The following is an 8,033-nucleotide window of genomic DNA, read 5'->3' as shown; positions in this document are numbered from 1 at the left end:
TTTTTCCAAAATAATTTTGGACTGCGTTTTCGTCCCCTTGAAACTCCCCACAGTACCGGGTTCTAGGCAACAATGGTTTATAAACTGTGTCGAGTAATAAGGGGGAAGTGTGAATTTTCAATCCGTTATAGCTTTATTGCATCAGTTCTGGGGCGAGCGCGGTTGTCTTATTGCCCAGCCCTACGATATTGAGAAGGGGGCAGGTACTAAGAATCCCCAGACATTTTTAAGAGCATTGGGGCCGGAACCCTGGGCTGTTGCGTATGTTGAACCGTGCCGTCGCCCGACGGATGGGCGGTACGGTGAAAACCCTAACCGTTTCCAACACTATTATCAGTACCAAGTTCTGATTAAGCCGTCGCCAGATAATATTCAAGAGATATATCTTGATTCTTTGAGGGTTTTGGGTGTCCGTCCTGAAGACCACGATATTCGGTTTGTGGAGGATAACTGGGAAGATGCGACGGTGGGAGCTTGGGGTACTGGGTGGGAAGTATGGTTAGATGGGATGGAAATTACTCAATTTACCTACTTTCAACAATGTGGAGGTATTGATTGCCGCCCAGTATCGATTGAGATTACTTATGGTTTAGAGCGATTGGTGATGTATCTCCAGGAAGTGGAGGCAATTACTAAGATTCATTGGACGGACAACATTACTTATGGTGATGTTTTTCTGCAAAATGAGATTGAGCAGAGTACATACAATTTTGAAGCGTCTAATCCTGAATTACTGCTGACACTGTTTAATTTGTACGAGCAGGAAGCTACTCAGTTAACGGAGAAGGGTTTGGTGTTACCCAGTTTGGATTACGTAATGAAGTGTTCGCACACGTTCAATCTGCTGGATGCTAGAGGTGTGATTTCGGTAACGGAGAGAACTCGCTATATTACCAGAATTCGGCATTTGGCTAGAAAGGTGGCTCATTTATATGTTGAGCAAAGGGAGAAGTTGGGTTTTCCTTTGCTCAAAGATTTGAAATCAGTTATACCTGATGGGCAAGTAGAAGTCATGGCTACACAGACAAAACTTACCTCAGCAGGTTAGCAAACCCTTGATTTTACATTCTCTAAGCTAGGCATATCTTTAATAATATGGCTATTGCTAATACCAATTCCAGAAAAAAATGAGACAGATGTGTAAGTTGGATCTAACGGAGTGAAACCCAACAATTGCATGGCTTTGGGGTGTCGGGTTTCGTTCCTCAACCCAACCTACATCCGAATCATATTTTTTGTGAAATGGTATAAAGGTCAGAAATACCGTTAAATCTTGAGTCTAGAACATTAAGGCTATAAGGATAAGGCCCGCCTCGCCTGTGCGGGCTTTGTTTGTATAAACTTGATGGACTATACTTCACCACAAGCATAAAATTTTTTCAGTGTTGCTGATTGGAGAGATGCCAAGCTTATGTAGAAGCGATCCAGACGCAGATAATAAGAGTTTGGAATATTTGATTTTTGAATTTCATTGCCAAATTCAGCAACGCCAATTTTTCTCTATTGCTAGTCTAGCTATTTTTAAGTTAGCTGTGAATTCTGGGTGTCAGGTGCTTTTACAAAAAATCTTATGATTCAAACCAGTGGTGTAATTATTTGTCTTGGCTACATTTTTGGGTTGCTGTTTACAGCAGTTCCTTGGGGTGGTGTATGGATTTTGGTTTTGGGGATAGTGGGAGCAATTGTTTTTAGAAGACGCACCAGTTTGCAACAACTTGCTCAGAAAGCAGAAAAGGCTGGAAGCAAAAATAAGGCTGTGTCTAACACTTGGCAAACTAATTCCCATCCTCGAATATGGGTAGCTGCTGGCTTGGTGGGATTATTGGCAACTCTATATTTTCAATGGCGAGTGCCGCAACCAGGTGCAAAAGATATTAGTCAGTTCGTCCCGCCTGGAAATAGCAATAATCAAGAGCAACTTGTGATTGTTCGTGGAGAAGTGGCGAGTAATCCCCGCTTAACTCGTAGTCAACGCGGACAATTTTGGCTGGAAGCGACTCAGCTAGATGAAGTCAAAAATGATAAAGGTTCGGCAGGTGTACCAAAAGGAGTTACAGGTAAATTGTATGTGACAGTGCCTATACTTCAGGCGACTGGGTTATACCCTAGTCAACAAATTGCTGTGACTGGTATTTTGTATAAACCAAAGGCCGCTTCCAATCCTGGTGGTTTCGATTTTCAGAAGTTTCTCAAGCAGGAAGGAACCTTTGCTGGTTTGATTGGGCGACAAATAAATGTTTTAGAGCAGGAGCGTAAATGGGGATGGTGGCAAATTCGAGAGCGAATTGTGCGATCGCAAGTTCGTTGGTTGGGTATCCCAGAAGGGCCTCTTGTTAGTGCAATGGTGTTGGGAAGCAAAGCAGTTGATTTACCCTACGATATCCGCGATTTGTTCGTGCAAGCGGGATTGGCTCATGCTTTGGCAGCTTCTGGATTCCAAACTTCTTTGATTTTGAGTGTGATATTACAGTTAACAAGGCGAACAAAAAAAGGAACGCAATTCACCCTTGGCTTTTTAGCTCTAATCATTTTTCTGAGTTTAACAGGTTTTCAACCTGCGGTTCTCAGAGCCGTAATTATGGGTTTTGCGGCATTAGTTGGGCTGTTGTTAAAAAGGAAGGTAAAACAGTTCGGATCGTTACTATTAGCAGCAACTCTGTTATTGGTGTTTAATCCTCTATGGATTTGGGACTTAGGTTTTCAATTAAGTTTTTTAGCAACATTGGGATTAATCGTAACAGTACCTGCGTTAGTCAACCGCCTAGCATGGCTACCACCTGCGATCGCTTCTTTGATTGCTGTTCCCCTTGCTGCTACTCTTTGGACTTTACCTGTACAACTTTTTGTGTTTGGGGTTGTACCATCTTATAGTCTGTTGCTGAATGTGGTTAGTACCCCATTAATTTCGATCATTAGTATTGGTGGAATTATTAGTGCGTTAGTAGGTTTAATTTGGACTCAGGCAGGAAGCTTCCTGGCTGCGGTGCTACATTACCCGACAGACTGGCTAATTAAATTAGTGGAATTTTTTAGCAAGTTGCCCGGAAATTCTGTTGCTGTAGGCAGTATATCTACTTGGCAGCTTCTGGTGATTTACGCGCTGATTATACTGGTTTGGCTAGTCCCTTGGTGGCAGCGTCGGTGGTGGGTTGCTAATGTGATGGCGATAGGTTTAGTATTCATACCACTTTGGCATTCTACAAATACATTATTTAGGATAACTGTATTAGAATCTGGTACAGAACCAATTGTAGTTGTTCAAGATAGAGGGACTGTAACTGTAATTAATAGTGGGGATGAAGGGACTGGACGTTTCACAATTTTACCGTTTTTGCAACAACAGGGTGTAAATCAAATTAATTGGGCGATCGCAACTGATTTTAAAGGCAATCAAAGTAATGCTTGGTTGGAATTAATGCAACGTTTACCAATCAAAAACTTTTATGAATATTCTCCTAATCCAGAGAATACTATTGCAACCCAGGCAATTCAACAAGAATTACAAAAGCATCAAGGATTTTACCAATCGATGGCAGTTGGTCAAGCTGTAAAAACAGGTTCAATAGTAGCACAGTTAATTAATGATCAATTACCTATTTTACAATTACAAATTTTAGATCAGAATTGGTTGTTAGTTGGTAATGTCAAGTCTAAAGAGGTACAGCAATTAGTTAAAAATGGGAGTTTGTCTCGTCCACAAGTGTTGTGGTGCGCTCCTCAGTCATTAAAAGATTTAGTTATTGCTCTGCAACCACAAGTGGCGATCGCTTCTTCTGCTAACTTTGATCAAAAAACTTTATCTGAGCTAAATCAAAGCCAAACTAAATTATTTTTTACAGGACGAGATGGGGCTATTCAATGGACACCCAATCGAGAATTTGAGGCTTTCATTGAAGCAACAGAAAATAAGTCTTCTGTCTTATAAAGTTTATAAAAAACTTACGAAAAAGCAAAGCTCAAAATGTTTTTGTTTTCATGGGTGCTGACACAGTTTACTCACTATCAGATAAATTTAGAAAATGGAAATAAGAAGTTTAATTGAGTTTACATTGTTTGCTCCTCGTAATGAAAGAGCAGCTTTAATTGGTTCTTTTTCTGAGTGGAAATAAATTCCAATGGTAAAAAGTGAAGATGGTTATTTTCGCACTCAAGTAAAACTCGAAGACGGTATTTATCAATATAAATTTCGTGTTCAAAGCAAAAGCCCAAAATTTGGACTTGATGAATGGGTAGAGGTTATTGACCCTAATGCAACAAACAGATGTGAAAAAATCTTTGATAGGTAGGAATTGTTCATGTTTGCCCTATAGCCCAAACTACAAACCTATGATTATTTTTTCTCAAAATAATAGAGGACAGGTTAATTGCAAATAATGCGTTCGCTCTCCTCCACTGCTGTGTTAGTTTTCAAATAATCTTGCACTAGGGCGCAACTATAAGCCAGTGCATCTAAGTTTAGAATTCGCGGCAAATTCCACAGAATCAATGTGTTATCATCACCTCCTGAGACAAGCATTGTCCCGTCGCGGCTGATAGCAATTTCTCTAATGGCTGCGGTATGTCCTCTGAGAGTTGTTAATTCCGTACCATCTATTTTCCAAAGTTTGACGGTAGAATCCACGCTGCCAGAAGCAACTATTTTTCCGTCGGGACTAAACGCAACTCCCCAAATTGCAGCTGTATGACCTTTAAAAGTTTTCAGCAGCTTTCCTTCAAGTGTCCATAACTTAACAGTATTGTCGGCACTTCCAGTAGCCACCATATTAGTGTCTTGGCTAAAGGCTAATCTCCAGACTGTCGCCGAATGTCCTACTAGGGTTTTGAGCAACTTGCCATCAAGCGTCCACAATTTAGCGGTACTATCGCCACTGACTGAACCAATCAGGCGACCGTCTGGACTAAATACGACGTGCCACACTTCCGCCTGATGTCCTTTGATAATCTGCGGTGCAGGTCGATCGCGTCTCCATATCTGAGCAATTTTGTCAACATTTGCCATTGCGATCGCTTGCCCATCAGGACTCAATACTGCTGCTAAGAGTTTACCGAGAGGATCTTTGTAAGTAGCGACCAAAGTACCGTCTCGCTTTTTGAGCTTTATCTTATCATCGTAGGTGCGAAGCGCGATTAATTTGCCATCTTCACTAAATGAAACCTCGAAGATTGCACCCCCAGATTCAGTAAAAGTTTTGAGTAATTTACCTTGGCGATTCCAAAGTTTAGCAGTATTTTCGTGGCTAGCTGTGGCGATCGCCGAGCTGTCGGCGGTGATAGCTGTTGACCAAATTCCAGCTTTATGAGCAACGATAGACTTTTGGAATGGGTTTTGACTTTGCCAAAGTCTAACAATGTTTTCTGCACCCGCCGAAGCAATAAAACTGCCATCTTTGCTAAAAGCCACTCCCCAAACGGACGCGCTGTGTCCTTTCAATGTCCTCAGTTCTGTACCATCAATGTTCCAAAGTTTAATTGTTTTGTCGAGGCTGGCGGTGGCAATAGTCTGACCATCGGGACTAAAGGCGACTCCCCAAATCCCAGCGCTGTGTCCTTTAAGAGTTTTATTAAAACGGTAGCTTCCACCTGGGCCGTTTCGCTGCCAAAGTTTGACAGTTGCATCTTCACTCGCTGAAGCAATGGTTTGGCCGTCGGGGCTAAAAGCTACTCCTACAACCCAACCTGTATGACCTTGGAGAGGTTGTAGAGGCTTGGCGTTTTGCCAATCCGAACCGTCCCGTTTCCAAAGTTTTACTGTCTTGTCTAAATTTGCAGCCGCAACTATTTGACCATCAGGACTCCATGCGACTCCCCAAAATCCCACTGTGTCACCTTGTTGAAAGTTTTGAGCAAGTGTGCCGTTTCGTTTCCAGAGTTTCACAGTTCTGTCGAAACTGGCAGAGGCAAGGAACTGGCCATCGGGACTCCATGCAACTCCCCAAACCGAAGCAGTATGGCCTTTAAAAGTGTTTAACAAAGTACCATCTAGCTTCCAGAGTTTAATAGTCCCGTCTTCGCTCGCCGAGGCGAGTAGCTGGCCATCAGAGCTAAAATCGATTGCTCTAACTGCTGCCTGATGACCTGTGAGAGTTGTAACTTCTGTCCCATCACGTCGCCAAAGCTTGATTGTTTTATCTACACTTGCTGAGGCAATTAAAGAACTATCAGGGCTGATATCTAATGCTAAAACAGCTGCTGTATGACCCGAAAAACGATTGTACTCATCTGCTCCATAAACTGCTTGGCGTAACACATTGTCTACCTGGCGCTGAATATTTGTGTTTGGTTTACCTAGTTTTTGCAGTTTATGTTTGGCTTTAATAGCTTCTATGAGCGCATCTAATCGGCGATTTGAAGCAAATAATCCCTCAGAAGAGGATGTAAGCGCTCGAATTTCGCTGCTTCTAGCTTGACTTTCACTTTTGAGAGCTTTGCGGTATAAAACGAAACTTCCTATCCCCAAACCGCAAGAAACGAGCAACCCAATACACACTGTAATTAACAAAAATCTTTGCAGTTTAGCAGTTTTTTTCTCTTGTTCTAGTCGTCCTTCTACCTCTTTGGCCCGGGCTGCCTCCAATGCCGTTTGGACTTCACGTCGTTCGCATTCTTGACTAGCAGTTAAAAATTGATAATCCAAATCGCTCAGACTTTTGCCCTGCGCCCAATTTTGAGTATCTTTTAGAGCCTGTCCTCGCAAAAGGCGCGATTCATCTTTAAAGGAAGAGGCTACCCAAGAATTAAATGTTTGTGAGTAAGGGCGGAGATTGTCTAAGTACTTGATTACCCATTCAGCATTAAAAACATTCCGATAGATGGGATTTTTAATTTTGAGATAGCCGTTGTGTTTCTCGACTAAACCAGATAACAACAGTTCTGCCTGTTCTTGACTATCATCGGTCGGGACAAGAAGATCAGATAATGAAGTATAAAGTTTATCTTTTCTCTGTCCCCTGCCCCCTGCTCCCTGCTCCCCTGTTTCTTCCGCTTGCAACACTCGTTGGTAAAGCCCTAGTAATCTTCCGGCTCGGTGTTCATTAAAAAGTAGGCGATCGCGGATTGTGCGGAGGTGTTCGGGATCATCCTTTGCTTCCCAGTGTTGAATAATCTGCGATCGCACAAATTGTTCTATCCAAGATGCTTCTGTTCCTGGCGGTAAATCAATTTTTCTATTACACGTTTCTAAAGCTGTGTGGACAATTAACTGACAAAGTTTTTGAGTAAGAAATGGTTGTCCCCCACTCCAGTAAAGAATCTCTTGAAGTACTGCTTCTGGTTGAGTGATAACTTCCTCTAATCCCTTTAGCAATGGTGTGGCTTCATGGAGTTGAAAGCCATGTAAATCTATTGCTGTACCAATGTTAAAAGGTGTGCGACGTTTGTCAGAAATTAGATCAGATGGACTGGCAACCCCAAATAGTGTAAATCCCAAGCGTTGAAAATTCGCGTCGTGTGCCTGCTGGTTATAACAATGACGAATCCAGGCAAAAAAGTCACTAACAGGAAAACTTAAACTTAACAAGCTATCAATCTCATCAATGAAGATGAAAATATGTTCAGCTTTGCTATTTGGCAGCAACACTTCTTCTATGAATTGGTGGAGTTTTTGCACTGAGGAAAGACCCGCTTGCATTTCCCACCATTGCTTAAATTTGACTTTTTCTACCAGATTTAAGGCGTAAAATAAGCTGATAATAACGCCTTTATACCATTGCTCTGGTGTAGTATCTTCGCTACCCAATGTAGTCACATCCAAGTAGATACAGCTATAACCTTCCTGTCTAAGACGAGAACTTGTGCGCTGTAGTAGCGAAGACTTGCCCATCTGTCGAGAATTGAAGACGTAACAAAAATCACCAGCCTTTAGACTTGTGTAAAGTTTTTCGTCTGCCTGACGAATAACATAAGTAGGATCGTCACTACGGAGACTACCCCCTGCTTGGTATCTCATATTGAAGTACGATTATCAAACAAAGAGATTAACACAGTAAAGAAATTAACTACACTGATCTGGTGGTATGTAGGCTTTGTCCCAGAGT

4 protein-coding genes and 1 pseudogene are annotated in these 8,033 nt (G+C 42.0%); 4 read left to right on the top strand and 1 reads right to left on the bottom strand.

Features of this window, described 5'->3' with window-relative positions; translation table 11 throughout:
• The first annotated feature begins 109 nt into the window (after positions 1–109).
• From glyQ to VB732_RS08845, 4 genes and pseudogenes are all read left to right on the top strand, one after another.
• Positions 110–1,048, top strand: a complete 939-nt coding sequence (glyQ, locus tag VB732_RS08860) for a glycine--tRNA ligase subunit alpha (protein WP_323230440.1) — start codon at positions 110–112, stop codon at positions 1,046–1,048.
• 352 nt (positions 1,049–1,400) lie between these two features.
• A complete protein-coding gene (locus VB732_RS08855) occupies positions 1,401–1,574 on the top strand; it encodes a hypothetical protein (protein WP_323230439.1) in 174 nt (57 codons plus the stop codon).
• Positions 1,571–3,925 (top strand): ComEC/Rec2 family competence protein, encoded by a 2,355-nt coding sequence (locus tag VB732_RS08850; protein ID WP_323230438.1) that lies wholly within the window; start codon positions 1,571–1,573, stop codon positions 3,923–3,925. The genes VB732_RS08855 and VB732_RS08850 overlap by 4 nt, the downstream gene beginning before the upstream one ends.
• Positions 3,926–4,019: 94 nt before the next feature.
• Positions 4,020–4,259, top strand: a pseudogene (locus VB732_RS08845) (glycogen-binding domain-containing protein); the annotation flags it as partial.
• 101 nt (positions 4,260–4,360) lie between these two features.
• Here the strand turns inward: VB732_RS08845 and VB732_RS08840 are convergent.
• Positions 4,361–7,945 carry an AAA-like domain-containing protein gene (locus tag VB732_RS08840; protein ID WP_323230437.1) on the bottom strand — a complete coding sequence of 1,195 codons (3,585 nt, stop codon included), beginning with the start codon at positions 7,943–7,945 and terminating at the stop codon, positions 4,361–4,363.
• Positions 7,946–8,033: the final 88 nt, after the last annotated feature.

It is taken from the genome of Nostoc sp. UHCC 0252 (assembly GCF_034931145.1).
Lineage (GTDB): Bacteria > Cyanobacteriota > Cyanobacteriia > Cyanobacteriales > Nostocaceae > Nostoc.
The sequence above is the reverse complement of the archived record's forward strand: the minus strand, read 5'-3'. Positions and strand labels throughout refer to the sequence as shown.

Excerpts from the sequence above, each read along its gene's own strand:
- VB732_RS08855 (WP_323230439.1), top strand. The coding sequence starts at position 1,401 with ATGCCAAGCTTATGTAGAAGCGATCCAGACGCAGATAATAAGAGTTTG.
- VB732_RS08850 (WP_323230438.1), top strand. The coding sequence starts at position 1,571 with ATGATTCAAACCAGTGGTGTAATTATTTGTCTTGGCTACATTTTTGGG.
- VB732_RS08840 (WP_323230437.1), bottom strand. The coding sequence starts at position 7,945 with ATGAGATACCAAGCAGGGGGTAGTCTCCGTAGTGACGATCCTACTTAT.